Origin of the sequence: Legionella busanensis, assembly GCF_900461525.1 — a bacterium.
GTDB lineage: Bacteria > Pseudomonadota > Gammaproteobacteria > Legionellales > Legionellaceae > Legionella_C > Legionella_C busanensis.
This window is the reverse complement of record NZ_UGOD01000001.1, coordinates 2,611,511-2,636,084: the sequence shown is the minus strand read 5'-3', so window position 1 is coordinate 2,636,084 and position 24,574 is coordinate 2,611,511. Positions and strand designations below refer to the sequence as shown.

Sequence of the window (24,574 nt, the reverse complement as noted above, 5' to 3'; positions counted from 1 at the left end):
AACTAACTAATAGTGCTTCATAACATTTTAAAATAATCGGCTTAAAGCTTTGTTTTTATCATGTAAATTAAAGATAATGCGCCTTTAGTATTAACAATGAGTCAACCCATGGCAGCTTTACTTGATGGATTAAATCAACAACAACGTCAGGCAGTAACTGCACCCTTAGGAAATATTTTGGTTTTAGCTGGTGCAGGTAGTGGTAAAACACGTGTTCTAATCAGTCGTATTGCTTGGCTAATAGAACATTATTTGATGTCTCCTCATGCTATTTTAGCTGTAACTTTTACCAATAAAGCTGCAGGTGAAATGAAAGCTCGCCTTAATCATTTATTAAATGTTCCTGTAATGGGCTTATGGGTAGGAACATTTCATAGTCTTTGTCACCGCTTATTACGACGTCATTACCAAGCGGCTAATTTACCTGAGCATTTCCATATCTTAGATAGTGAAGACCAAATAAGAATAATCAAACGAGTTATCGCTGCGTTAAGATTAGATCCTGATCAGTGGCCATTTAAGCAGGCCCAAGCTTTTATAAACAGTAAAAAAGATGAAGGCTTACGTCCACATCATATCCAGCCTTTATCTTATGGTCCAACACGTACACTTATTCAAATTTATAAACACTATGAAGAGGCTTGTGCTCAGGCAGGGGTAATTGACTTCGCAGAATTATTATTACGTACGCATGAATTATTACGCAATAATCCAGATATTTTGTCTCATTACCAACACCGTTTTCAAGCAATTTTGGTAGATGAATTTCAAGATACGAATGCTATTCAGTATGCTTGGATTCGTCTTCTTGCTGGCGAGCATGCATCAGTAATGGCAGTAGGTGATGATGATCAATCAATTTATAGCTGGCGTGGTGCTAAAGTAGAAAATATTCAGCAGTTTTCTCAAGATTTTAAACAAACAGAAGTCATTCGATTAGAACAAAATTATCGTTCAACTTCTACTATTCTTAATGCTGCTAATGCACTAATTGAAAATAATAATGCGCGTATGGGTAAGGAATTATGGACGCAAGGGACAGCAGGTGAAAAAATTGTTGTCTATAGTGCTTTTAACGAATTAGATGAGGCACGTTTTGTTAGTGAACGTATTAATATGGCTATTCAAAATGGCGTCAATCCTAATGAAATTGCTGTATTATATCGCTCTAATGCCCAATCGCGTGTAATAGAAGAGGCGTTATTGCGGGCTGGAATTGCTTATCGAATACATGGCGGGGTTCGCTTCTTTGAACGTGCAGAAATTAAAGATACATTGGCTTATTTAAGATTGCTTGTTAATTTTCATGATGATCCTGCTTTTGAACGTGTTATTAATTTTCCAGCACGGGGCATTGGTGAAAAGACCCTTGATGAAATACGTGAACGAGCAAAATCGCAGCAATCATCATTATGGCAAGCAACCAATAAGATGTTACAAGAAAAAATGTTGCCCTCGCGCGCAGCACTTGCCTTAATGAAATTCGTTACGTTGATTGTTAACTTACGTGAAAAAACAAAAACGCATGAATTAGATGAGCAAATTAGTACTGTTATTCAAGAAAGTGGCTTATATGATCACTTTGCTAAAGTGAAAAATGATAAGGCGGAGTCTCGCTTAGATAACTTACAAGAATTAATTAATGCTGCTAAGCAATTTCGTTATGAACAAGACATGAATGAGCCTATGTCACTATTGACTGCATTTTTATCGCATGCATCTTTAGAAGCAGGAGAGATGCAAGCAGCGGCACATGAACAATATGTGCATTTAATGACTTTACATGCTGCCAAAGGTTTAGAATTTCCATTAGTATTTTTAGTTGGTTTAGAAGAAGGGTTATTTCCCAGCAAGCAATCTGTTGAGGAGCCCGGCCGTTTAGAAGAAGAGCGACGTTTATGCTATGTGGGTATGACGCGTGCAATGAAAAGGCTTATCATAACTTATGCAGAGATTCGCAGACAATATGGTCGGGAAGAGTATCATAAGCCTTCCCGCTTCTTAAGAGAAATTCCAGTAGAGCTGTTAGAAGAAATACGGGTTGGAGCTCGCTTTCAAACGCCTGTTATTAAAACATCTGATCAGAGGCCCAGTTTAATGACGGCTAAAGAAGCAGGCGTAAAAATAGGCCAGAATGTATCACATGCAAAATTTGGTCAAGGTAAAGTTTTATCAGTGGAAGGGAGTGGGGCTCATACTCGTGTACAGGTTAGATTTAAACTTCATGGTATAAAATGGTTGGTTCTAGCATATGCTAATTTAACCTTTTTAGAGGGTTGTTCTTAAATAGGGCTAGATGATAGCCTTTTATAATGAACTCTGCTGTAGTTTGCACAATGGATTCCCGCCTACGCGGGAAAGACAAAAGTAAAAAATAAGCAAATTTTTTATAATTATTGTACCTATAATGCTACCGGTATGTCATTCCCGCGCAGGTGGGAAGCTGCGTTCACGTTTGAAGTGCAACAGTTTATTAGAAAATTGCCTACCAAGGTAGGTTGGGCTAAGCTTAGCGCAGTCCAACAACATTTTGAGTCATAAGGCATGTAGTCTATTCATATTTATTGAGCTGCACTTCATTTAGCCCAATCTACGCAGAAAATAAATTTTGGGTATGCATTGTAATCTTTTAAAATAAAAGGACTTGCCTCAACAATCCTTTCAGTTAAACTTAGCTTGAATTTAAACGTAGCCGATGCTACGTTTCGCATCGCAAAATAAAAAAAGGGGAAAGTTGTGAAATTAAAAACATTAGTAACAGCAAGTGCGCTGATGGCAACAATTGTTTCACCAACATTGATGGCTGCTGATAGTAGTAATACTAATTCAACAACCAGTAGCTTCACGGACGCACAAAAGCAAGATATTCAAAAAGTTGTACATGATTATCTAGTTAAAAATCCAGAAGTCCTTATTGAAGCTTCGCAAGCTCTACAGCAAAAGCAGCAACAATCCATGCAGCAAGAAGCTCAGCAAGCGATTTCAGCAAATACGCAGCAGTTATTCAATGATCCATTAACTGTAGTAGGTAATCCTAAAGGGGACGTAACGCTCGTTGAGTTTTTTGACTATCAATGTATTCATTGCAAAAAAATGTCGCCTGTTATCGCTGATTTAATTAAAAAGAATAGTAATCTACGTGTTATTTATAAAGAGTTTCCTATATTTGGTAAAAGTTCAGATAATGCCTCTCGTGCTGCATTAGCTGCTGCAATGCAGGGTAAATACTTGCAAATGCATGAAGCCTTATTCAAACAAGATCAGCGGTTAAATGATCAACTCATTGAAAATGCTGCTAAGTCAATTGGCTTGGATATGAATAAATTTAAAACTGATATGAATAGCAAAACTGTAACTGATGCACTTGATGCTAATCGTCAGCTTGCGGAAAAATTACGGTTAATGGGTACACCTGCTTTTGTAATTGCCTCCACACCGGCAGGACAATTTAAGCAAGGCACACAGCCAACCTTTATTCCAGGCGCAGCAAGTCCTGAAACATTACAAGATTTAATTAGTAAAGCTGCTAGTGGTAATAACGGTTCTCAACAGTAATTTAATAGACTATTAAGCTAACAAAATTCCTTTCTCTCACAGGCTACAGTGCATTTTTTCAGCTGGAGCCTGTATTAATTTACATAAGATTTAAATTCTAAGCCTCATGCCTAGTTAAAATACTTATATAATTCGTGTACACTCTGATGCTTTCAATACTGATTTACACTGCTTCGTTTTTGGCTGTTTGAAGAAGACTCGTGGAATGAAGTAGTAATTAACGTGAGTTCGACATGAAAGAGACCAAGGCTCTTTTATGTCGCTAAATGAACGTTATCTCGTAAAATGTGAAGCATTTGTATGGGATCCAGATTAAATTCACGTTAATTAACTAGTAATGAAGTTTATTGAATCTATTGCTCCTATTTTTAAAAAACATGGCAAAATTAAGCCATCCTCTTTTAGACGAGGTATTAAGATTAAATGACGCAGATTAAGACTTTTCAAGATATTATTTTGACCTTACAAACTTACTGGGCTAAACAAGGTTGTGTTATTTTACAACCACTCGATATGGAAGTAGGCGCTGGTACTTTCCATCCAGCAACATTTTTACGTGCCATTGGCCCTGAGCCCTGGGCGGCTGCGTATGTACAACCATCTCGTAGGCCAACAGATGGTCGTTATGGTGAAAATCCTAATCGGGTTCAACATTATTATCAATTTCAAGTTATTTTGAAGCCCTCACCCTTGGATATTCAAGAAAAGTATTTAGATTCGTTACGGGCTCTTGGCGTTGACCCCCTAGTCGATGATATTCGTTTTGTAGAAGATAACTGGGAGTCACCAACATTAGGTGCTTGGGGCCTTGGTTGGGAAGTCTGGCAAAATGGCATGGAAGTATCGCAGTTTACTTATTTTCAGCAAATAGGTGGTCTGCCTTGTAAGCCTATAACAGGTGAATTAACGTATGGTTTAGAACGTTTAGCAATGTTTATCTTAGGGGTTGATAATTTATTTGAATTACCTTGGAGTATTACTAAAGAAGGTATTATTACTTATGGTGATGTTTTTCATCAAAATGAAGTTGAGATGTCAGCTTATAACTTTGAACATGCAAATATTGATATTCTTTTTCAGCATTTTGATTACTATGAAAAAGAGGCAGAAAAACTAATTGATCTAAAATTACCCTTACCAGCGTACGAAATGGTAATTAAAGCCTCACATGTATTTAACCTTTTAGACGCCAGGCGTGCTATTTCAGTGACAGAAAGACAGCGCTATATCTTAAGAGTAAGGCAGCTTTCACGGGCTGTAGCCCAAATTTATTATAATGCGCGTGAAGCGTTAAATTTTCCTATGTTAAAGGTGAACGATGGTCAATGATTTTCTATTTGAATTAGGTTGTGAAGAGCTTCCCTCTGGTGCTGTTTCAGCACTTAGCGAAGCCTTAATTAGCAATATAACAGCAGCTTTAAATAAACTTCAGCTTGGTTTTAATACAATCACGGCTTTCGCAGCACCGCGTCGTTTAGCTATTCTGATTACAGACTTAATTAATGAGCAGCCAACACAACGGATCATAAAAAGAGGGCCAGCTAAAGTCGCAGCATATAATGCTCAAAATGAGCCAACTCCCGCCCTTTTAGGGTTTGCCAAATCTTGTGGGGTTAATGTTGAAGCATTAAGTATAAGTAAGACAGATAAAGGGGAGTGGGTTATTTATGAATCGGATGTTGCAGGTGCTAAAGTCAGTACATTATTGCCTAACCTTATTAAAGAAGCATTAACTAAACTTCCTATTGTAAAACCTATGCGCTGGGGTGAGGGTGATGAAGAGTTTGCTCGCCCTGTGCATTGGGCGGTTATGCTATTAGGTAAAGATATCTTGCCTTGTCAAATTTTAGGTGTGCAAACTGGACGTCATACCTATGGACATCGTTTTCATGCCCCACAAGCAATTCCTATAGATAATCCGCGCCATTACGAATCGCTCTTACAAGATGCTTATGTCATGGCTGATTTTGCTAAACGGCGAGAAAGTATTCTCAAACAAATTGAAGAGAAAGCTGCTGAATATCAAGCGGAAGCGGTAATTACTGAGGATTTAATTAATGAGGTGACATCTATTGTTGAATGGCCAGAGGTTTTAGTTGCTCATTTTGATAAAGAATTTTTAACTGTTCCTGCTGAAACATTAATTGCTGCTATGCAAACTCATCAAAAATGTTTTGCGCTTAAGGATAAAAAAGGCCAACTGTTATCTAGTTTTTTAACTGTAGCCAATATTCGCAGTACTGATCCGACTCAAGTTATTGCAGGTAATGAAAAAGTCATGCGCGCACGCTTAAGTGATGCAGCATTCTTTTTTGAACAGGATAAAAAGCAGCCGTTAAGCCACCACCTTGCTGCAACTGCTAAAGTGATATTTCAAGCAAAGTTAGGGACTTTACTGGATAAATCAACTCGGATTCAAATCATGATGAATGACTTAGCGCAGCAGTTAAATTTAAATAAGCAAAATGCATTACGTGCTGCTGAATTAAGTAAATGTGATCTTTTAACAGGTATGGTTGGTGAGTTTCCTGAATTGCAAGGCTTAATGGGTTATTATTATGCACTAAATGATGGTGAAGATAAGGAGGTTGCTTTAGCCTTGTATGAGCAATATTTACCCCGTTTTGCCAATGATACCTTACCCGAATCTAGATTAGGACTTAGTTTATCTCTTGCTGATCGACTAGATACTTTAGTAGGTATTTTCGCTATTGGCCAGCGTCCAACAGGAGTAAAAGATCCTTTTAAATTACGCCGTCATGCCCTAGCAGTAGTAAGATTATTAATTGCCAGCTCTAATTCATTAAGCCTAGCAGAGCTAATTGATAAGGCAATTGTTAATTATGGTAAGCAATTTGATAAAGTTCATGATTTTCTTGCTGAATTAAAACCTTTCATCCTTGAGCGTCAGCAATCTTATTATTTAAGCCAGGGCATTGCTAGCGATTTTGTACAAGCCGTTCGGGCTAAACAAGATGATTATTTAGATGATTTTGATAAACGGATTAAGGCACTGGCATTTTTTGCACGCCTACCAGAGGCTTCTAGCTTATCAGCAGCCTGTAAGCGGGTTAATAATTTGCTACAGCAAGAAGAAGCCGTTAATTATGAACTCTGCTTAGTTGATGAAAGCTTATTACAAGAAGAAGCAGAAAAAGCGCTTTTTTTAAAACTTAAGGATGTAAAACAAGAGATTGATCCGCTATACAAAAAAAGAGAATATATAGCTATTCTAACTTTATTGGCTTCATTGCGGCCTGTTGTTGATACTTTTTTTGAAAATGTAATGGTCATGGTCGATAATATGAATACGAGGAAGAATCGTTTAGCCTTGTTAGCAAATTTACAAGCTATGTTACAAGGAGTTGCTGATATATCGCAGTTACAATTTATCTAGGAATACTTAGAAAGAAGGTTAAGATGTCGGTAAGCAATAAAATTGTGTTATTAGATCGCGATGGCATCATCAACTATGATTCATTACAATATATCAAATCACCTGATGAATTTATTCCCATAACAGAAAATATTGTAGCGGTTGCTCGGTTAACCGCTGCTGGTTATAGAATTGGTATCGCTACTAATCAATCAGGCATTGCGCGTGGACTTTATACTGAAAATGATTTAGTCAAAATTCATACCAAAATGCTTGCAACAATTGAACGAGCAGGTGGAAAAATTTCAGCAGTTGAATATTGCCCACATTTACCTGAATCAGGATGCGAATGTCGTAAACCTATGCCAGGTATGTTGTATGCACTAGCAAAAAAATTAGGTTGTGCGGATTTAAAAAATATTCCTTTTGTAGGTGATAGAATATCAGATATTCAAGCAGCCCGAGCAGTCGGTGCGCAACCAATTATGATTTTATCTTCAATGACTGATAAAGTAGCCTTATTAAATTATGTGGATGTTCCAGTATTTAACTCACTCACTGAGTGGGTAGATTCGATAATGGCAAAAGCCTGTCATGTTTAGTGAATTAGCGATAGGATATGAAAGTGATGAGCAAAAAAACGAAGCTATTTTATTAGCTAGTGAGTTAAATTTACCACTTAGTAATGAAGCGAACAAAAAAATTATAGTTACTGCTGAAAAATTAGTACTTCATCTTGAGCCTTTTTTACCAATATCTTGTAACTTCGCACGTAATTTCTGGCAAAAAAGGCACCGAGAGGGTAAAAATCAAGGATTATTTCGGGCATGTAAGCCTAGACCAGGTATGCGGATTATTGATACAACAGCAGGATGGGGGAAAGATGCAGCTATTTTAGCAAGCTTTGGCGCTGATGTTATTTTGTTAGAACGAAATCCTATTATGGGCATTTTACTCAATGATGCTTTAAAACGGCAAAAAGATGACCCAAATCCACTTAAACTTCATTTAATCAGGCAGGATGCAATAGATTTTTTAAATAACTTAGAGCCTTTAAATTATCCAGATTTAATTTATATTGATCCGATGCATCCATCACGTCAAAAAGCCGCGTTAGTTAAGAAAGAATTACAAGTCTTACAGCAATTAATTAAACCTGACATAGATGCACTAGATCTGTTGCGCCTAGCTAGAGCACGATGTTTGCAAAAGGTCGTTGTTAAATGGCCTAAACGGGTATCTCCTTTATTAGAACCTTCTTCTAGTATTAATGAAAATACTGTTCGATTTGATATTTACCTTCCCTCAATAGTAAGAAATTGAAAAATTTGACAAATTAATAAGAAGCTAGCAATAAAAGACGTCTTACTTAAAATAATCTACAATTAACTATTATTGTTTTTTTTAAAGCAGATTGTTTATTGTTTTTCTCAAAATAGAAGAAAAGTTTTTTTCTTCCTTAAGCTGGGAGAACATAAATTATGATTTTATTAGAAAAGATGACTCTACTTCGTAAAGTAGATATTTTTAAAAATTTAAGCGATGAACTTTTAATTGAGATAGCTGGCCGTGTCACTGAAGAATATGCGAGAGCAGGTACAACTATTGTTAAAAAAGGTGAGTTAGGGGATGTGCTTTATATTATTGTTTCTGGTAGAGTGAATGTCCAAAACGATCATAGGGTACTGACAACACTCGGAGATAAAGAAATTTTTGGTGAGCTAGCTGTTTTATCACCTCAACCACGTACGGAATCAGTGACAGCCGCGGAAAATTGCGTATTATTAAAGCTGAAGCGCTATCATCTATTTGAATATATGGATTTAAATTTAACCATAAGTATTATTGATGCATTATGTCAACGAATCCGCGCCATGGCTAAACAAATCGACAAATTATCGAAAAAAAATAATCAAATTGCTTAATTATTAATTCTTATTTAATAATAAGATGTTATACTTATTTTTATTAATTGCACAAATGTGGTAAGTAAATTATGCAGCCTAAATTAGAAAAAGGGTTAAAAGCCATTACTGACCCGGAATTAAAAGCTAGCTACCAACGTAAATATAGTGGCAGTATTAAGGATATAGATAGCTCGGTACAAAGTGCAGATTTAGTAGCTAATTACAGAAAAGAGCGATTAACAGGTGCTCATAGCTTTAAAGGCTTAGATGACAAGCCAATGAGTGAAAAATTACTTGCTTCTGACTCTGATGCTCAACTATTGAGGCAACAGATAGAAAATGCATTAAAATTAACTGATACCACCAATAATGCCTTAACAGATTTTGAAAAACAGGTTGCTGAGTTTAATAGTAAACCCCATGCTCTAATGGAAGTTGCTAGTAAAATTCAAGCTTTTCGCACTACCCTGGGACAAGAAATTGGAAAGCAGCACAAACAAGAAAAAGACAACCTTAATGGTTTATTAAATAATAGTGGTTTTATCAATACTTTAGCAAGTAAATTGGGCGTTGATCCGGCTCAAATTGATCAGCTTAAAAGTAAAATGCAAACTGAGCTTAAAGAAGCGCAAGAAAAGGAGTTGGCTGCAGTTGATAATGCTTTAGACAAACAGGTTCAAAGGTTGATGAATGAATTGGCTCTTGAACAAGCCCGCATTGGTGCTTTAGCTCTTTTTTACCATAGCGCCGATGCTAATAAAATGCGAGCTGATATAGATGAGTTGGCTAAGAAAAATTATAAACCAGGTCATGAGGGACAGGTAAGTATTGATGGTAAAACTGGTTTAACTAAATTTAAGGGTATTAATTTTAAGGATATTGCACATCTGCAAACTGCTACAGGCCGCGATGTAACACTTAATGGGGAAAATGAGTTTTCTATGAACTTCCCCAAAATAGGTCTTCTTTATTTTAGAAACAAGGCTCTTGTCGACTTAACTAGTATCGCTATCATGGTAAGAGCATCCGGTGCAGACAAAATTACTTTAAGTGTTACACATGATAAGGAAGAAGATGCTATGGAGTTAGGTCGAAAAGCATATGAAGGCGCCTTGTTAGCAGGTTTTAATCCTAATACAGCGAAAGGAAAAAATGTTGCTATTAAAGTAAATGGAAAGCTGGTTGAGGTAGATAAGCTATTTGAAAAATGTCCTAGTCGAAGACAATTAATCGAGCAAAAAGCAGCCGATAATAAGAAGGTGGATCACTCCCTTAATCCTGCAGAGAAGCAAAGAGATATGAAAAGAGAGTTAGGAGAAACTAAAAAAGAAAAAACGGGGCCAGACAACCAGGAAGAAAATAGGCCAACTAAGCAGCAACGTCGATAATAGCAATAACTATATTTGTTTTACTTTTTAGGCAGGTGCCAGATAGGGTCTAACTTTACTACTCTTTTAATCTCATCAATTAATAATCTAATTTTTACCTTAAATTTAATTTACCTATATTGCATTTAATAAATAAAGCTGTAATTTGCTTTAAAATTCTGTTATTTTTTGGTATTGGGCCCAACCCAACGCATGGAATCAAATTAACCCAGCAAAGGAGAGGTGCGATGAATAATCGACGTTTTAATGATTTTGAAACAGGGGTTGATGAACTAAATGAGGTTCAAGATAATACGGAAGTTAGTTTAAGTAAAAAATTAGAGCGTCGTCGTCGTATTGAGGACTTATTTGAGGAAAAGCGATTAAGGGAAGAGTTAAGTGAATTTGATATGCTTTGATTTAAGTCTAGTTAAAGCAAATTGTCTTTAGAAATCATTCATTAAAGAAGATAAATCTCTACTCAGAATTCTTCCTTGTTACTCCCGCGTAAGCGGGAATTCATCTTGCAGTAGTAGCCTGGGTGACACGAAGTGAAACCCGGGTTTCGGCCCTTTGGGCCTACACCCAGGCTACCTATTCTTTTTGTAAATTCATCTACGCAACAATGCCTTCCGCACATGCAGAAAAGACAGAGATAGAAACAAGAATAATAGAAATTATAATAACCTCATTAAATATTTAGCTTCGTGTAGGAACTTAACTTACCAAGCCGGAATAGCTGCATCCCCAAATAGGGTTTTTGCTTTCTCCTGAACTTCCGGTGAATTTAGTGCTTTTACAAATTCCTCTAATTGTGCTCTCTTCTTACTATCGCTTCGAATAACAATTAAATTAGCATAAGGTGACTCTTTATTTTCAGTAAATAAAGCATCGCGCAGAGGACTTAAACCAGCAGGAATTGCAAAAGTTGTATTAATTACAGCAGCATCTACATCTGATAGCACACGTGGTAGTTGAGCGGCATCCAACTCTTTAATTTGTAACTGTTTAGGATTGGTTGCTATGTCATCTAAAGAGGCTGTTGTTGTTTTCTTTAATGTAATTAATTTTGCATTTTGTAGAAGTAAAAGGGCGCGGGCTTCATTGCTAGGATCATTAGGAATAGCAATAATGGCTTTATTTGGTAGATCATTAAGAGATTTGTACTTCTTAGAATAAATACCTGTTGGATAAATGAAAGTCTTACCGATGACTTCAAATTTATAACCATGCGCTTTCATAGCTGCTTGTAGATAAGGCAGGTGTTGATATACATTAGCATCTAAACTGCCATCTTGTAAGGCTTCATTAGGTAAATTGTAATCATTAAATTCAACTATCTTAATAGTTAAGCCATAATTTTTTAAAGCAACATCACGAGCGGCTTCCACTAAATCAGTTTCAGGCCCTGCAATGGTACCAATAACCAAAGTATTAGGAGATGGCTTGTTACAAGCAACCAGGCTAACTATAAGCAATAATAAAGCAACAATACGCACGAAATTCTCCTCTTATATAAAACGTTTAAATAAATTATGTATGTAAGTATCGTTTAGCAAGGCGATCACCGCCGACTTGGATTAATTGCACGATGAGAACTAATATGAGTACGGTAGCAATCATAATAAATACATTAAATCGCTGATACCCATAGCGAATTGCTAAATCACCTAAACCACCGCCGCCGACAGTTCCTGCCATAGCAGAGTAATTAACTAACGTAATCGCTGTAACTGTAACTGATTGTATAAGTGCTGGTAAGGCTTCTGGTAGCAAGATAAAACGAATCATCTGCCAAGTATTCGCTCCCATTGAGAAACCTGTCTCAATTAAACCAGGAGGTAAATTATGATAAACATTGTCAACTAAACGAGCAAAAAAAGGTGTTGCACCTAGTGTTAAAGGAACAATAGCTGCATTAATACCAATGGAAGTTCCTACTAAAACACGCGTTATAGGAATTAAAGCAACTAATAAAATAATAAAGGGTATTGAACGACTAAAATTTATAAACCCTGAAATAAAGCGATTTAATAGAGGATGTGGTTTGATTTTATGGCTACTAAAGAGCAACGTACCTAAAGGTAATCCTAAAATGGTAGCAAATAAGGTACTTAAGAAGACCATATAAAGTGTTTGCCCGCTGGCAAAGATTAAATCATAAAATAACGTCAGCGACATACCCTAAAATCTCCACAGTTAAATTCGCCTGTTTACAGCGTTCAATAAAATTATTTAATAAAGACATATTTGCATTTAACTCAACAACTAGAACGCCACACGTGATAGTATCAATACGGTCTATATTAGCAAGTAGGATATTAATATCGATATTTAGATCTCGACTTGTTTGGCTAATAAAGGGAACCGTTGCTGTTTCACCTTGAAAAAATAAACGCAATATAGGTTTGTCAGTTGGCTCAGTGAGTAAATGATCTATAAGTGAGGCGGGCAACTTTGGACTTAGTTGAGCATAAAGCATGTCTCGAGCTTGACTGTCAACTTCATTAAAAATATTACTTAGCCCAACCACTTCAATAATTTCACCACGTTCCATGACTGCTAAACGATGACAAATCTGCTTTACTACTTCCATTTCATGAGTAATTAGAACGATAGTAATACCATACAATTGATTAATTTTTTTTAATAATTGTAGGATTGATTCAGTTGTTTTCGGATCAAGTGCTGAGGTTGCTTCATCGCATAATAAAATAGCGGGTGAGAAACTAAGTGCGCGTGCTATTGCTACTCGCTGTTTTTGACCGCCACTGAGCTGAGCAGGATAGGCATCCTTTTTTTCATGCAATTCAACTAAAGGTAAGAGCTCTTCTATCTTTTCTTTAATGGTATCTTCGTCGTAACCTTGAATACGCATTGGTAGGGCAATATTTTCATAAACAGTTTTTGAATTTAATAAATTAAATTGTTGAAAAATCATGGCCATTTTATGGCGAGCAAGGCGCAATTCTTTTTGATTTAAATTAGAAATGACTTGATTATTTACAGTTACTTCACCTGAATCTGGCTTTTCTAATAAATTAATTGTACGTAATAAAGTAGATTTTCCAGCTCCACTTTTACCGATAATACCAAAAATTTCGCCCTCTTGAATAAATAAATTGATATCTTTTAAGGCAATAACATGGTTAAAGGATTTATTTAAATCACTTAGTTCAATCATTTTAATATACCTAATCGGTCATTAGTCTAACTAATAGAGTTCTAAATTAATAGGTGAATAATAGCGCGGAAGCTAAGGAAGGAAAAACCTGCTTTAGCCGTATTTACAAGAACAGTAATCTTGAGCGCCCGCAAGCTATGTATTCAAATCAGCGCATTTTATATCATACAATAATTATGCATTAAAAAAAACCAATGCGAATAATATTTCTTAGTATGCACGTTGATAAGCATTGTTTTTTCTCTTTTTGTTTAAAGGTTAATGTAGTAAATGAATTTTATATTTGATTTGTAACTTATTGATAATTTGTAAAATACTTGTTAATTCATTGACAAAACTATTTTATTTTGGCAGGCTCATTTCTTTTCGTAAGGAGATATGGAAATGAAGAAATTTGTACTTGCTACTACAATGGGTTTAGTATTGGCAACTAGTCATGCAGCTGAACTAAAAAGTTTTGATCAAGTAAGTAAGGCTGTGAATGGCGGTAAGGATTTAACTTATGTCTTAAATCTTAATGAATGCCAATCTAATTTACCAGCTCAAGATATTATTACTTCCGTTAAACCTAATGCGTTCATGGTTATTAATAAGCAACGTATTACTGCAGCTTTTCAACATTTTTCTTTAAACCAACCTGGTGCTGTTGGCTTGCCCACTTTTACGAATGCTAAATATGATATTTCTGCAGACGGTAAAGCTAATATTAAAATCACAATTATGAAAGCCGCAGATTATAGCGCTATCATGGAATATAGTTTGCAATGTGAACTAGGACAAGGTTTAACAGTATTTGATAATCCTAGTGCTTAACAACCCAGGTTTCATTGCTGGATACCGCGACTTGTTCGCGGTATCCAGCAATCTTAATCAGATGCATTTAAATTATAATTCTAAACTGTCTTTGGTTTTAAAAATCATTCTTGTAACTCAGGCCTATTTTTAAAATAATTAAGTGCTTCGGGATTTGCTAGAGATTGAACATTATTAATCTCTTGACCATGAATAACTTGCCGTACAGCAACTTCCACAATTTTTCCGCTCATGGTGCGAGGAATATCTGGCACTTGTAATATTTTTGCTGGTACATGGCGGGGAGAAGCATTTTTTCTTATTGTTAGTCTAATTAAATCCTCTAAATCTTTATCCAACTTTAAGCCTTCTTGTAGTTTGATAAAGAGAATAATTCGAATATCATCTTGCCAATTTTGGCCAATAACAATACTATCAACAACTTGGGAAATTTTCTCAACTTGCCGATAAATTTCTGCAGTACCTATTCTAACGCCGCCAGGATTTAAAATAGCATCAGAACGGCCATAGATAATTAAGCCATTATGTTTAGTAATCTCTGCAAAATCACCGTGTGCCCAAACATTTTCATAACGTTCAAAATAAGCATGATGATAAGCTTTTTTATCTTTATCGTTCCAAAAGTAAATTGGCATAGATGGGAAAGGTTTAGTACAAACTAATTCACCTTGCTTTTCGCAAATAGGGTTACCTTGTTCATCAAAAACATTAACCGCCATACCTAAACCAAAACATTGTAATTCACCTTTATAAATAGGGAGAATGGGATTGCCAAGTGCAAAGCATGAGACAATATCTGTTCCACCGGAAATTGAGCTTAATTGCACATTAGGTTTTATATCTTGATAAACAAAATCGTAATTTTTAGGTAATAATGGCGAACCTGTTGAAAGAATCGCACGTAGAGATTTTAGCTCATACTGGCTATTAGGTTTTGCTGAGGCTTTATCAACAGCTAAAATAAATTTAGCGCTGGTACCAAAAACAGTCACTTTTTCTTTTTCAATTAATTGAAAAAGTCGATAAGCATCGGGGTAGGTAGGCGAGCCATCATAAAGTGTTAAAGTCGCTCCTAATGCTAAAACAGAAACCATCCAATTCCACATCATCCAACCACAGGTAGTATAAAAAAATAAATTGTCGTGTTCTGTAAGATCAGTATGTAAACCTAGTTCCTTGATATGCTGTAAGAGAGTGCCACCTGCACCATGAACAATACATTTTGGTTTTCCAGTTGTGCCTGAAGAAAATAAAATATAAAGAGGATGAGCAAAAGGTAGATAGTGAAAATCACAATCTTTTGCCGGTTTAACAAATGCTTCCCACAAACATGCGTTGGGAATATCAAAGTCCGTATTTAGATTTAAGTTTGGACAAATAACGATTGTTTGTATAGAAGGTATAGCTGCACCTATTTCTTTAATTTTTTCAAAATCAAGATGTTCTTTACCTCCGTATTGGTGACCATTACAAGTAAATAATAGCGTAGGTTCAATTTGACTAAAGCGATCAATGGCGGCTTGCGCACCAAAGTCAGGTGAACAAGAAGACCAAATTGCACCAAGTGAGGTTGTAGCTAGCATAGCAATGATTGTTTGAGCAATATTTGGCATCAAGGCTGCAACACGATCGCCTACTTTAATACCTGCTTGTTTTAAACCTTCTGCACACATCGCGACTTGTTGATAAAGCTCTTCATAAGTTAATACATGACGTTCACCGTTTTCTTTAATACTGATAATTGCTGGATGAGCATCACGTCTTTTTAGTAATTTTTCGGCAAAATTAAATGTTGCTCCATCAAACCAAGTAGCATCAAGCATATGACCTTGGTGATTTAAAATTTTGTGTGGCTTGGTGTTAAAATCAATCGCAAAAAAGTTACATAAGAGTTCCCAAAAGCGAGCACTATTATCAATAGACCATTGATAAAGCGCTTGATAATCAGTAAAAGAAGTTTGTTCTTTTTGGGCAACAAATTGCATAAATTGCCACATTTGTGATTTCTCAGGATATTTAGGCCGCCAAACAATGCTCATAGTTAATCTCTGCTGTTTTAAAAATTTAAACTATCGGACGTTTATAATCACTTTACCTAGCCTACTTAAATGTAGGTGATTATATGAATTTTAATATTGCCATTAAAACTAAAAATGATATTACCTTAGTCGACTAATCTCGTTTTTTACTTAATGGCTGTTGCTGAGTAATGCAGTGAATGCCACCACCACCAGCAAATATATCTAAGGCTTTAAGTTGCTTAATTTTATAATTAGGAAAACAATTTTGAATAATATCATGGGCGGCTTTATCATATTCCTTGTGACCAAAGGCTGGCATCACGATACCTTGATTAGCTAAATAAAAGTTAACATAAGATAGCGTTAAGCGCTCGCCAGCTAAATAAGTGGCGGGGGGCTGCTCAATCGTGATAACTTCTAAAGAGCGTCCTGTTGCATCAGTTGTGGATGTTAAGATTTCATAATTTTCTTGGAAACGTTCGTAATTTTCGTCTTGTTTATCAGAAGTAATTAAACAAAGCACTTTAGATGGTGCAATAAAACAAGCGATTTCATCAATATGTCCATCTGTACCATCACCAATAATCCCTCTATTTAGCCAAATAACTTTATTTGTTCCTAAAAAATTGTGTAGATTCTCTTCGATTTCTATTTGGGATAACGTTGGGTTCCGATTAGGATTTAATAGGCATTCTCTTGTTGTAAGTATAGTGCCAGCGCCATCAACATGAAACGATCCACCTTCCATAATAATTGAGGCTTTAAAATGCTTAGCATGAGTGGCTTGAATGATGGCAGTAGCAATTTGATTGTCTAGTGCATAATCATTGTAGTTACCTCCCCAGGCATTATGAATCCAATCAACGCCTGCTAATTCACCTTCTTTATTTAAGAGGAAGGTAGGGCCCGTATCACGAGTCCAGGAATCATTAATAGGAAGCTTGTGGATGGTAATATTATTGCCACTTAAATAGTCTTTTGCACTTTTTTCATCATTAGGATCAACCAACATAATAACAGGCTCAAATTCCGCAATCGCTTTTGCGATCTGACTATACGCAAGCCTTGCTTTATCAAGGCCAATGCTAGCCCATGTATCTAAATGACAGGGCCAAGCCATCCAGCAAGCTGTATGTGGATGCCACTCAGGTGGCATGGTGAAACCTAATTGTTTGGGGGTGAGCATAGTTATCCTTTATAAAGCTTAATTTAGGAATTTATTAGCAATTAATCTAGACGCCGGAGTTTATTACCATTGAGGTAAGTAAATTGAGAAAAGATGCTGCGAAGCTCATCTAAATACCCTTGAATAATTTCTTGCGATAGCTCAGAGCTAATTAGTTGTTGCTCATAAGAGAGTAATAATTTTTTAGTATCATAATGAGCATAATTTAAAACATTAGTAACGGTATCTCCACTGACTAAATCATTAATTTCAAATTGGCCATCATCCTTTAAATGAACGTCAAGCGAGTTTGTATCCCCGAATAAATTATGTAAATTACCCAGGATCTCTTGATAGGCACCTACTAGAAAAAATGCAATTGCATAGGGCTTATCTGGATTAAAAGGAGGAAGCATAAGCGTTGTTTCAACTCTTGATTGGCCTGGATAATGTTTAATAGTGCCATCAGAGTCACAGGTTAAATCTTGTAGGATACTTGGTATTTTTTCCTCAATATTTAATTGCGAAATAGGGGTAACGGGAAAAATTTGATCAATGGCCCAAGCATCTGGTAAAGATTGGAAAAAAGAGAGATTACAGAAAATTTTGGCAGCTAATCGTTCATTAATGATATCCATTAATTCAGAATCGCCCGGTGTTTTATCATCAAGTTTGCGTTGCACTTCACAACAAATCGCTGTAAAAAGTTGCTCAACTTTCGCTTTCTCTTCTAGTGTAATAACGCCATGCTTAAACATAGAATGCGCTTCTTCTAAGGAGTGAAGAGCATAATGATAGATTTCTCTTGGTGTATGATCATAAATAGATTGATAAGTATCCCAAATATCACGAATAACATGTGAATCGTCTGAGTCAATCTTAGGTATCTTATGTGTGTTCTTAATTACTTCTGAATCTGTAATGTTAGTGACTAATACAGCATGATGTGCTGTCAAAGCCCGGCCTGATTCGGAAATTAGGTTAGGCTCAGGTATGTTTGCTTCTTCACAAACATGCCGAATTGCTAGAATAATATTCGTTGCATATTCATTTAAGCTATAATTCATTGAGCAATCAGTACTGGTTCGTGTTCCTTCATAATCAATTCCAAGTCCGCCTCCAACATCGATCGTTTGAATTGGTGCTTGCAGACGCCTTAGTTCGACATAGTAGCGAGCTACTTCTTGCATACAAAAACGGATGTCATGAATGTTGGCTACTTGTGAACCCAAATGACAATGCATTAATTTTAAACAATCAAGAGCGTTTCCTTCTTTAAGGCTTAAGACTAAATCCAATATTTGTTCTGCGTTCAAGCCAAATTTTGACTTGGCTCCACCTGTGTTTTCCCATTTGCCAGCGCTTTTAGTAACTAAGCGAATACGTACACCTAAATTAGGTCTTACATTTAAACGCGCTGACTCCTTAAGAATAGTATCTAATTCTGAGCGCTTCTCAATAACAATAAATACTTGATGACCCATCTGTTGTGCAATCAAAGCGGTACGTACATAAGAGCTATCTTTGTAACCATTACAAATAATTGTAGAGATCTGTTTACCTAACATACCAATAACTGCCATAAGCTCTGGTTTGCTACCGGCTTCAAGACCAATGGTATGAGCAGGCGCTTTTAATAACTCTCTGACAACACATTGTTCTTGATTAACTTTGATTGGATAAACTAATTGATAACTGCCTTGATATTTATTATCTGTTATCACTTGCTTAAAGGCATCATAAATTTTAAAAACTCGATCATGAAGAATATCGGTAAAACGAATAAGAAGCGGTAATTGCAAGCCGGCATAATTAGCTGCTTTAACAATAGTTTGTAATTCAATGCCAGGAATGTTTGGATTTTTATGAATTTCAATATTACCTTGTGAGTTAACTGAAAAATAACCATCCCCCCAATGAGCAATGTTATAAGCATTAGATTCAATTGAAGTCGTCATTAGCTATCCTTGACTTTTAATAATTCTTGATAGGTTTGAGGTTGGCGCTGACTTGCAAAAGGAAATAACCGATTCCAGAGTGCTCGTACATTAAAATCTAATTCAGCAACTAATACAGCTGGCTCATGTCTTGGTGCTTTCACTAAAATTTCGCCTAAAGGATTGCTAATAAAGCTACTACCGTAAAATTCTAGCCCATCTTCTTCGCCTATTCGATTAACAGCTACCATAAAACAATTGGCCATAATACCTTGTGCTACTATAACTTTTTGCCACATAGGTTGACTGTCAAATCCAGGTGCTGTGGGTTCAGCACCAATCGCTGTAGGGTAAACTAAAATTTCCGTATTTTTTAAACCATAAATACGAGATAACTCAGGAAACCACTGATCATAACAAGTAGGTAACCCAAAGTTATGCCCTGCGAGTTGATGAACAGGATAATTGGAATCGCCTGGCTTAAAATAATAATCTTCATGATATTTTTCGCCAGAAGGAATATGCTGCTTACGTGTAATGGCAGTAATTTGCCCTTGTTGATTAAAAGCGATGGCCGTATTAAATCCACCTTTTTCAAAAAGTGAGGCGGTAATCGCTACATTTGTTGATTTTGCCATATTGCTAACAAATTGAGCTGTTGGTCCTGTGTAAATATCTTCCATAAAGGGTTCACAGTCAATATTAGGTTGAGTACAAAAATAGGGGGAAAGCGTTAATTCTTGTAAACAAATAACTTGTGCCCCTTGTTTTGCAGCAGCCTTAATCCCTGCCGCTAATTTTTCTCGATGAGTGTCGGGGTTAGGGTACCAGCGCTCTTGTACTAAACCGATAGTTAATTGATTACTCATGGGCGTTTACTTCTCATGTAAGTTAATTTTAAAAACTGTTTTTGGGAAATTATTCATTCTTTGGTGCCGAATAAAAATCACTTTTTAACCCTTCACTGTATCTTGTAAAATAGGTTCCGCTTGTATGGCACGTGTTGTCACGTAAATAAGTTCGAGATCTAATTATAACTAAAGTATGTCTGTGTCATCTCTATAAATTCTTCGCCATCCTAAATTCTTTGTCATCCCAAATGTTTTGTCATCCCCGTGTAGGCGGGGATCTATTCCTCAATTAGCATGGAAGCTAATTTCCCCATGGATTCCCGCCTACGCGGGAAAGACATCATTATCCATGTAATAAAACCGTGGGAATGACAAACACTCTTTCCTAGCCATCCCATCTCTTTCTTTGTCATCCCAAATTCTTTGTCATCCCCGCGTAGGCGGGGATCTATTCCTCAATTAGCACGGAAGCTAATTTCTCCATGGATTCCCGCCTACACGGGAAAGACATCATTATCCATGTAATAAAGCTGCGCGAATAACAAACGCTCTTCTCTACTCATTCCATCTCTTTAGGCCTTCCCGCATAGACAGAAGACCATTTTTCAACCGAATTCTGTTGGTTTCCATAGGCAAGTCAGAATGTGGACGTCGTGAAAAGAGTCTATTTTAAAATTGATTTGCTAAAAGTGCATTAGCTACCTTAGACTGATTTTTTCGATTTAGTGCTTTACAAATCATATCACCAGCAGCAACAACTTTATAAATATCTATACCCGTTTCAATTCCTAGGCCATGCATTAAGTAAAGTACATCTTCTGTGGCCACATTACCTGTGGCACCACGCGCATAAGGACATCCACCTAGGCCAGCTACAGAGCAATCAAAGTGATAAATACCACGCTCTAAAGAAGCAGTAATATTAGCGATAGCTTGTCCATAAGTATCATGAAAATGCATGGCTAATTGACTGCTGGGTAAAAAATCAAGCAACGTTGCAATGACGGCTTTCGTCTGTTTAGGTGTACCAACACCAATTGTGTCACCAAGGCAGATTTCATTGGCACCAAGTTTAAGTAATTGTAACGCTACCTCAGCAACTTGAGCTGGTTTAATTTCTCCTTCATAAGGGCAACCTAAGGCACAAGAAATATAGGCTCGAACATATATATCGTTTGCTTTAGCGAGTTCAAATACTGGCTTAAAGCGCTCAATACTCTCAGTAATTGTGCAATTAATATTACGCAGATTAAAGGTTTCACTAGCAGCTGTAAAAACAGCTATTTCTTTCACACCTAAACTAAGCGCTTTGAGCATTCCCCGTTCATTAGGAACAAGTACCGAAAATTGAACCCCATTAGGTTTATTAATTGAGTTAAAAACAACATCACTATCAACAAATTGTGGAATAGCCTTTGCTGAGACAAAACTAGTAGCTTCAATATACTTTAGGCCAGTTTGACTTAATTGATTTATCAAAGCAATTTTAGTTTCTGTTGTAACAAACGATGGTTCATTTTGTAATCCATCGCGTGGACCTACTTCAACGATTGTGACTTGTTGAGGGTAGTTCATATTTATTCCCTAATTACTATCGCCAATAGTCAGTAATTCCGCTCCTTCACTAACTTGTGAACCCACTTCATAAAATAACTCAGAGACAATCCCGTCTTTGGGTGCTTGGATGGTATGTTCCATTTTCATTGCTTCAAGTACTATTAATTGCTCGCCTTTCTTAATTATATCGCCTTGTTTCTTTAAAATAGCAACTACTGTTGCTGGCATCGGTGCTGTTAAGTGATTTGCTTGTTCACTTTGATTACTTGTTTGTTGCCAACTAAAACGTGTGAAAGAAACAGGCCCCTCTTTTAAATATACAATTAAATCGTTATCAGCGCTTTCTACCCAAGCCCATTGTCTCTTTTCGTCATATTCCATATAAAGTTGGTTATCAATTAATTTAAAGACAAGCTTAATAGGTTTTTCATTACTTAATTCAATTAAAAATGATTCTTGGTTAATTGGCCTTATAAGTAACTCAATTTGCTGTCCTGCTAATAAATAATGCCAAAGCCAATAGCTAGTTAAATACATTTGCCAAGCAAAAGTTTGCTGCCATAATGCATCTTGTTTCTGATTAACTAGCATTGCATAATCAAAGCAGGCCGCTATTAAGATTGCTAAATAATGATCCGGCTTATTAAGGTTAATTGCCTCTTTAGTTAAAAAATTGGTATTGATATCGCCAGCAATAAATTTAGGATGTTGGCAAATAGCCTGCAAAAATGGCATATTAGACTTAACACCACCAATTGCAAAATGGTCTAAGGCGTATTGAGTACGTAATAATGCTTGATTGCGATCCTCACCCCAAACAATTAATTTAGCAATCATAGGGTCATAGAATTGACTAATAGTTGATTGGCTATTAACACCGCTATCAATACGTATGCCTTCACCCGCAGGCTCTTTTAAAAAATGCAATTGTCCAATAGATGGAATAAAATTCTCATAAGGATCTTCTGCATAGATACGACATTCAATAGCATGACCTTTTGCCATAATATCTTCTTGCTGGCAGGGTAGAGGCTCGTTAGCAGCAACTTTAAGTTGCCAGGCAACTAAATCAATACCAGTAATCATTTCAGTTACTGGATGTTCAACCTGAAGTCTCGTATTCATTTCCATAAAATAGAAGTGCTCATCGCTGTCAACGAGAAATTCAACAGTACCAGCGCCACGATACCGGATCGACTTTGCAACTTGACAGGCTGCAAAAGCTAATTTTTGACGCAGCTCTTGATTTAAATTTAAAGCTGGCGCTTCTTCAATAATTTTTTGATGGCGACGTTGAATGGAGCAGTCTCTTTCAAAAAGATGAATAACTTGTCCATGATTATCAGCTATGATTTGGATTTCAATATGGCGAGGATTAACAATTAATTTTTCAATAATAATTGTATCATCGGCAAAGCTTGCTTGTGATTCGCGTCTGGCTCCGGCTAATGCATGCGCAAATTCATTTTCTTCGTATACAGCGCGCATCCCTTTCCCACCACCACCGTTTGCTGCTTTAAGTAAAACCGGAAAACCAATTTTTTTTGCCTCACTTAACAAGATTTCATCATTTTGTTCATGACCATGATAACCTGGTGTAAGAGGGACATCTGTTTTTTCAAGTAATTGTTTTGCCAGTTGTTTAGAACCCATTGCATCTATGGCTTCAATGCTAGGGCCAATAAACACAATATTGGCATTTGCACAGGCTTTAGCAAATGAAGAATTTTCAGATAAAAAACCATAGCCTGGATGAATTGCTTCAGCTTTACTTGCAAGGCACGCTTTAATAATAGCATCAATATTTAAATAACTATCTTTAGCAATAGCTGCACCGATACAGTAAGCTTCGTCAGCTTGCGCAACATGAGGACTATTTCGATCGATTGTTGAATAAACAGCAACCGTTTTAATTCCCATTTGTTTTGCTGTTTTAATAATACGGCAAGCAATCTCACCGCGATTTGCTATTAGAATTTTTTTAAACATGAAAATCCTAAGTATTTTAATTAAATTAAATAAATTTCCCTGTTGCTACCTGTATATATTAATTACTAATTAGCTCCATTGTGGCTGCTCTTTTTTAAGAAAAGCCTGTAAGCCTTTTTGGCCTTCGGTTGAGACTCTTTTTTTAGCAATTAAGACAGCTGTTTCATGTACAAGTTCATCAGTGACGGGTTTATCGCATACTTTGTTAATTAATGTTTTACAATCTGCTACTGCTTGTGGAGCAAGTTCAGCAATCTGTCTTGCATAGGTCAGAGCAAAATTAGCAAGTGCACTACTTTTAACACAAAATTGAATCAAATTAAGTTGTTTTGCTTGCTCAGCGTCAAACGGTTGTGCACTCATAAATAACCACTTGGCAGCACGCTCGCCGATTGCTTTAACAACATAAGGGCTTATAACAGCTGGAATCAAACCTAGTTTAACTTCAGGGAAACAAAATTTAGCTTCCGTAGAGGCAATTGCAATATCACAGGCTGCAACCAAACCTGCACCACCGCCAAAAGCGCCGCCTTGAACAGCAGCAATAGTTGGTTTTGGACACTGATAAAGAGTTTTCATGACTTGCGCTAGAATAAGCGCATCAACTAAATTTTCCTCTTCATTAAATTGCGCCATACGTTGCATCCAGCTTAAATCAGCGCCAGCTGAAAAGTGAGGTCCATTTGCTTTTAAAAGAATAACTCTCACTTGCGGATTTGCTATGGCTTCATTTAATTTTTCTTGGAATTGACTTAAGAGTTTATCGTCAAAAGCATTATGCTTATTGATGCGATTTAAAGTAAGAATAAAAACCTTATCTTGTAGTTCTGTTAGTAATTCACTCATGTTTAG

The 24,574-nt window shown here is 36.4% G+C and carries 20 protein-coding genes; 10 read left to right on the top strand and 10 right to left on the bottom strand.

The genetic code is table 11. From position 1 onward, the window contains the following. Positions 1–108: 108 nt before the first annotated feature. The 9 genes from uvrD to DYH30_RS18140 all read left to right on the top strand — a co-directional run bounded on the left by uvrD (position 109) and on the right by DYH30_RS18140 (position 10,624). Positions 109–2,286, top strand: a complete 2,178-nt coding sequence (uvrD, locus tag DYH30_RS11635) for a DNA helicase II (protein WP_207385783.1) — start codon at positions 109–111, stop codon at positions 2,284–2,286. 450 nt (positions 2,287–2,736) lie between these two features. Next, the gene (locus DYH30_RS11630) at positions 2,737–3,555 is read left to right on the top strand and encodes a DsbA family protein (RefSeq protein WP_115331819.1); all 819 of its coding nucleotides are present in this window, start codon (positions 2,737–2,739) and stop codon (positions 3,553–3,555) included. A 423-nt stretch (positions 3,556–3,978) separates the two neighbouring features. Then, complete coding sequence (glyQ, locus tag DYH30_RS11625; protein ID WP_115331818.1) at positions 3,979–4,884, top strand: glycine--tRNA ligase subunit alpha; 906 nt, start codon at positions 3,979–3,981, stop codon at positions 4,882–4,884. Beyond that, the gene (gene glyS, locus DYH30_RS11620) at positions 4,874–6,952 is read left to right on the top strand and encodes a glycine--tRNA ligase subunit beta (RefSeq protein WP_115331817.1); all 2,079 of its coding nucleotides are present in this window, start codon (positions 4,874–4,876) and stop codon (positions 6,950–6,952) included. The genes glyQ and glyS overlap by 11 nt, the downstream gene beginning before the upstream one ends. 23 nt (positions 6,953–6,975) lie before the next feature. Next, positions 6,976–7,533 (top strand): D-glycero-beta-D-manno-heptose 1,7-bisphosphate 7-phosphatase, encoded by a 558-nt coding sequence (gmhB, locus tag DYH30_RS11615; RefSeq protein ID WP_115331816.1) that lies wholly within the window; start codon positions 6,976–6,978, stop codon positions 7,531–7,533. After that, a complete protein-coding gene (locus DYH30_RS11610) occupies positions 7,526–8,254 on the top strand; it encodes a class I SAM-dependent methyltransferase (RefSeq protein WP_115331815.1) in 729 nt (242 codons plus the stop codon). Before gmhB ends, DYH30_RS11610 begins: the two co-directional genes overlap by 8 nt. Positions 8,255–8,430: 176 nt before the next feature. Further along, positions 8,431–8,856 (top strand): cyclic nucleotide-binding domain-containing protein, encoded by a 426-nt coding sequence (locus DYH30_RS11605; RefSeq protein ID WP_160116205.1) that lies wholly within the window; start codon positions 8,431–8,433, stop codon positions 8,854–8,856. Between the two features lie 71 nt (positions 8,857–8,927). Continuing rightward, positions 8,928–10,226, top strand: coding sequence for a hypothetical protein (locus tag DYH30_RS11600; protein WP_115331813.1), 1,299 nt, complete (start codon positions 8,928–8,930; stop codon positions 10,224–10,226). A gap of 227 nt (positions 10,227–10,453) precedes the next feature. Beyond that, entirely contained in the window at positions 10,454–10,624 is a 171-nt protein-coding gene (locus DYH30_RS18140) for a PA3496 family putative envelope integrity protein (RefSeq protein ID WP_165482149.1), read from the top strand. Between the two features lie 303 nt (positions 10,625–10,927). Here the strand turns inward: DYH30_RS18140 and DYH30_RS11595 are convergent, their stop codons facing one another. From DYH30_RS11595 to DYH30_RS11585, 3 genes are read right to left on the bottom strand one after another with little or no spacing between them, the layout of a single operon-like run. Then, a complete protein-coding gene (locus DYH30_RS11595) occupies positions 10,928–11,704 on the bottom strand; it encodes a MetQ/NlpA family ABC transporter substrate-binding protein (protein ID WP_115331812.1) in 777 nt (258 codons plus the stop codon). A 34-nt stretch (positions 11,705–11,738) separates the two neighbouring features. Next, a complete protein-coding gene (locus DYH30_RS11590; RefSeq protein WP_115331811.1) occupies positions 11,739–12,386 on the bottom strand; it encodes a methionine ABC transporter permease in 648 nt (215 codons plus the stop codon). Beyond that, the gene (locus tag DYH30_RS11585; RefSeq protein ID WP_115331810.1) at positions 12,364–13,389 is read right to left on the bottom strand and encodes a methionine ABC transporter ATP-binding protein; all 1,026 of its coding nucleotides are present in this window, start codon (positions 13,387–13,389) and stop codon (positions 12,364–12,366) included. The genes DYH30_RS11590 and DYH30_RS11585 overlap by 23 nt, the downstream gene beginning before the upstream one ends. A 384-nt stretch (positions 13,390–13,773) precedes the next feature. Here DYH30_RS11585 and DYH30_RS11580 point away from each other — a divergent pair, with 384 nt between their 5' ends. After that, positions 13,774–14,202: a VirK family protein gene (locus DYH30_RS11580; protein WP_160116204.1), complete on the top strand. Its 429-nt coding sequence runs from the start codon at positions 13,774–13,776 to the stop codon at positions 14,200–14,202. 104 nt (positions 14,203–14,306) lie between these two features. On the opposite strand, the gene DYH30_RS11575 is transcribed toward DYH30_RS11580, so the two are convergent. The 7 genes from DYH30_RS11575 to DYH30_RS11545 all read right to left on the bottom strand — a co-directional run bounded on the left by DYH30_RS11575 (position 14,307) and on the right by DYH30_RS11545 (position 24,568). Next, positions 14,307–16,241, bottom strand: a complete 1,935-nt coding sequence (locus DYH30_RS11575) for an acetoacetate--CoA ligase (protein ID WP_115331808.1) — start codon at positions 16,239–16,241, stop codon at positions 14,307–14,309. A gap of 133 nt (positions 16,242–16,374) precedes the next feature. Then, the gene (locus DYH30_RS11570; protein ID WP_115331807.1) at positions 16,375–17,409 is read right to left on the bottom strand and encodes an agmatine deiminase family protein; all 1,035 of its coding nucleotides are present in this window, start codon (positions 17,407–17,409) and stop codon (positions 16,375–16,377) included. A gap of 41 nt (positions 17,410–17,450) precedes the next feature. Beyond that, positions 17,451–19,346: a biosynthetic arginine decarboxylase gene (gene speA, locus DYH30_RS11565; protein WP_115331806.1), complete on the bottom strand. Its 1,896-nt coding sequence runs from the start codon at positions 19,344–19,346 to the stop codon at positions 17,451–17,453. After that, positions 19,346–20,194: a nitrilase-related carbon-nitrogen hydrolase gene (locus tag DYH30_RS11560; RefSeq protein WP_115331805.1), complete on the bottom strand. Its 849-nt coding sequence runs from the start codon at positions 20,192–20,194 to the stop codon at positions 19,346–19,348. Before DYH30_RS11560 ends, speA begins: the two co-directional genes overlap by 1 nt. 651 nt (positions 20,195–20,845) lie before the next feature. Then, entirely contained in the window at positions 20,846–21,751 is a 906-nt protein-coding gene (locus tag DYH30_RS11555; protein ID WP_115331804.1) for a hydroxymethylglutaryl-CoA lyase, read from the bottom strand. A 9-nt stretch (positions 21,752–21,760) separates the two neighbouring features. After that, entirely contained in the window at positions 21,761–23,722 is a 1,962-nt protein-coding gene (locus DYH30_RS11550; protein WP_115331803.1) for an acetyl/propionyl/methylcrotonyl-CoA carboxylase subunit alpha, read from the bottom strand. 69 nt (positions 23,723–23,791) lie between these two features. Further along, on the bottom strand, positions 23,792–24,568 hold the full coding sequence (locus DYH30_RS11545; RefSeq protein ID WP_115331802.1) for an enoyl-CoA hydratase-related protein: 777 nt from the start codon (positions 24,566–24,568) through the stop codon (positions 23,792–23,794). Between the last annotated feature and the right edge of the window lie 6 nt (positions 24,569–24,574).

Bases quoted from the DNA above. Each gene is read 5' to 3' on its own strand.
- uvrD (WP_207385783.1), top strand. From the start codon at position 109: ATGGCAGCTTTACTTGATGGATTAAATCAACAACAACGTCAGGCAGTA.
- glyQ (WP_115331818.1), top strand. From the start codon at position 3,979: ATGACGCAGATTAAGACTTTTCAAGATATTATTTTGACCTTACAAACT.
- glyS (WP_115331817.1), top strand. From the start codon at position 4,874: ATGGTCAATGATTTTCTATTTGAATTAGGTTGTGAAGAGCTTCCCTCT.
- gmhB (WP_115331816.1), top strand. From the start codon at position 6,976: ATGTCGGTAAGCAATAAAATTGTGTTATTAGATCGCGATGGCATCATC.
- DYH30_RS11610 (WP_115331815.1), top strand. From the start codon at position 7,526: ATGTTTAGTGAATTAGCGATAGGATATGAAAGTGATGAGCAAAAAAAC.
- DYH30_RS11605 (WP_160116205.1), top strand. From the start codon at position 8,431: ATGACTCTACTTCGTAAAGTAGATATTTTTAAAAATTTAAGCGATGAA.
- DYH30_RS11600 (WP_115331813.1), top strand. From the start codon at position 8,928: ATGCAGCCTAAATTAGAAAAAGGGTTAAAAGCCATTACTGACCCGGAA.
- DYH30_RS18140 (WP_165482149.1), top strand. From the start codon at position 10,454: ATGAATAATCGACGTTTTAATGATTTTGAAACAGGGGTTGATGAACTA.
- DYH30_RS11590 (WP_115331811.1), bottom strand. From the start codon at position 12,386: ATGTCGCTGACGTTATTTTATGATTTAATCTTTGCCAGCGGGCAAACA.
- DYH30_RS11585 (WP_115331810.1), bottom strand. From the start codon at position 13,389: ATGATTGAACTAAGTGATTTAAATAAATCCTTTAACCATGTTATTGCC.
- DYH30_RS11580 (WP_160116204.1), top strand. From the start codon at position 13,774: ATGAAGAAATTTGTACTTGCTACTACAATGGGTTTAGTATTGGCAACT.
- DYH30_RS11575 (WP_115331808.1), bottom strand. From the start codon at position 16,241: ATGAGCATTGTTTGGCGGCCTAAATATCCTGAGAAATCACAAATGTGG.
- DYH30_RS11570 (WP_115331807.1), bottom strand. From the start codon at position 17,409: ATGCTCACCCCCAAACAATTAGGTTTCACCATGCCACCTGAGTGGCAT.
- speA (WP_115331806.1), bottom strand. From the start codon at position 19,346: ATGACGACTTCAATTGAATCTAATGCTTATAACATTGCTCATTGGGGG.
- DYH30_RS11560 (WP_115331805.1), bottom strand. From the start codon at position 20,194: ATGAGTAATCAATTAACTATCGGTTTAGTACAAGAGCGCTGGTACCCT.
- DYH30_RS11555 (WP_115331804.1), bottom strand. From the start codon at position 21,751: ATGAACTACCCTCAACAAGTCACAATCGTTGAAGTAGGTCCACGCGAT.
- DYH30_RS11550 (WP_115331803.1), bottom strand. From the start codon at position 23,722: ATGTTTAAAAAAATTCTAATAGCAAATCGCGGTGAGATTGCTTGCCGT.
- DYH30_RS11545 (WP_115331802.1), bottom strand. From the start codon at position 24,568: ATGAGTGAATTACTAACAGAACTACAAGATAAGGTTTTTATTCTTACT.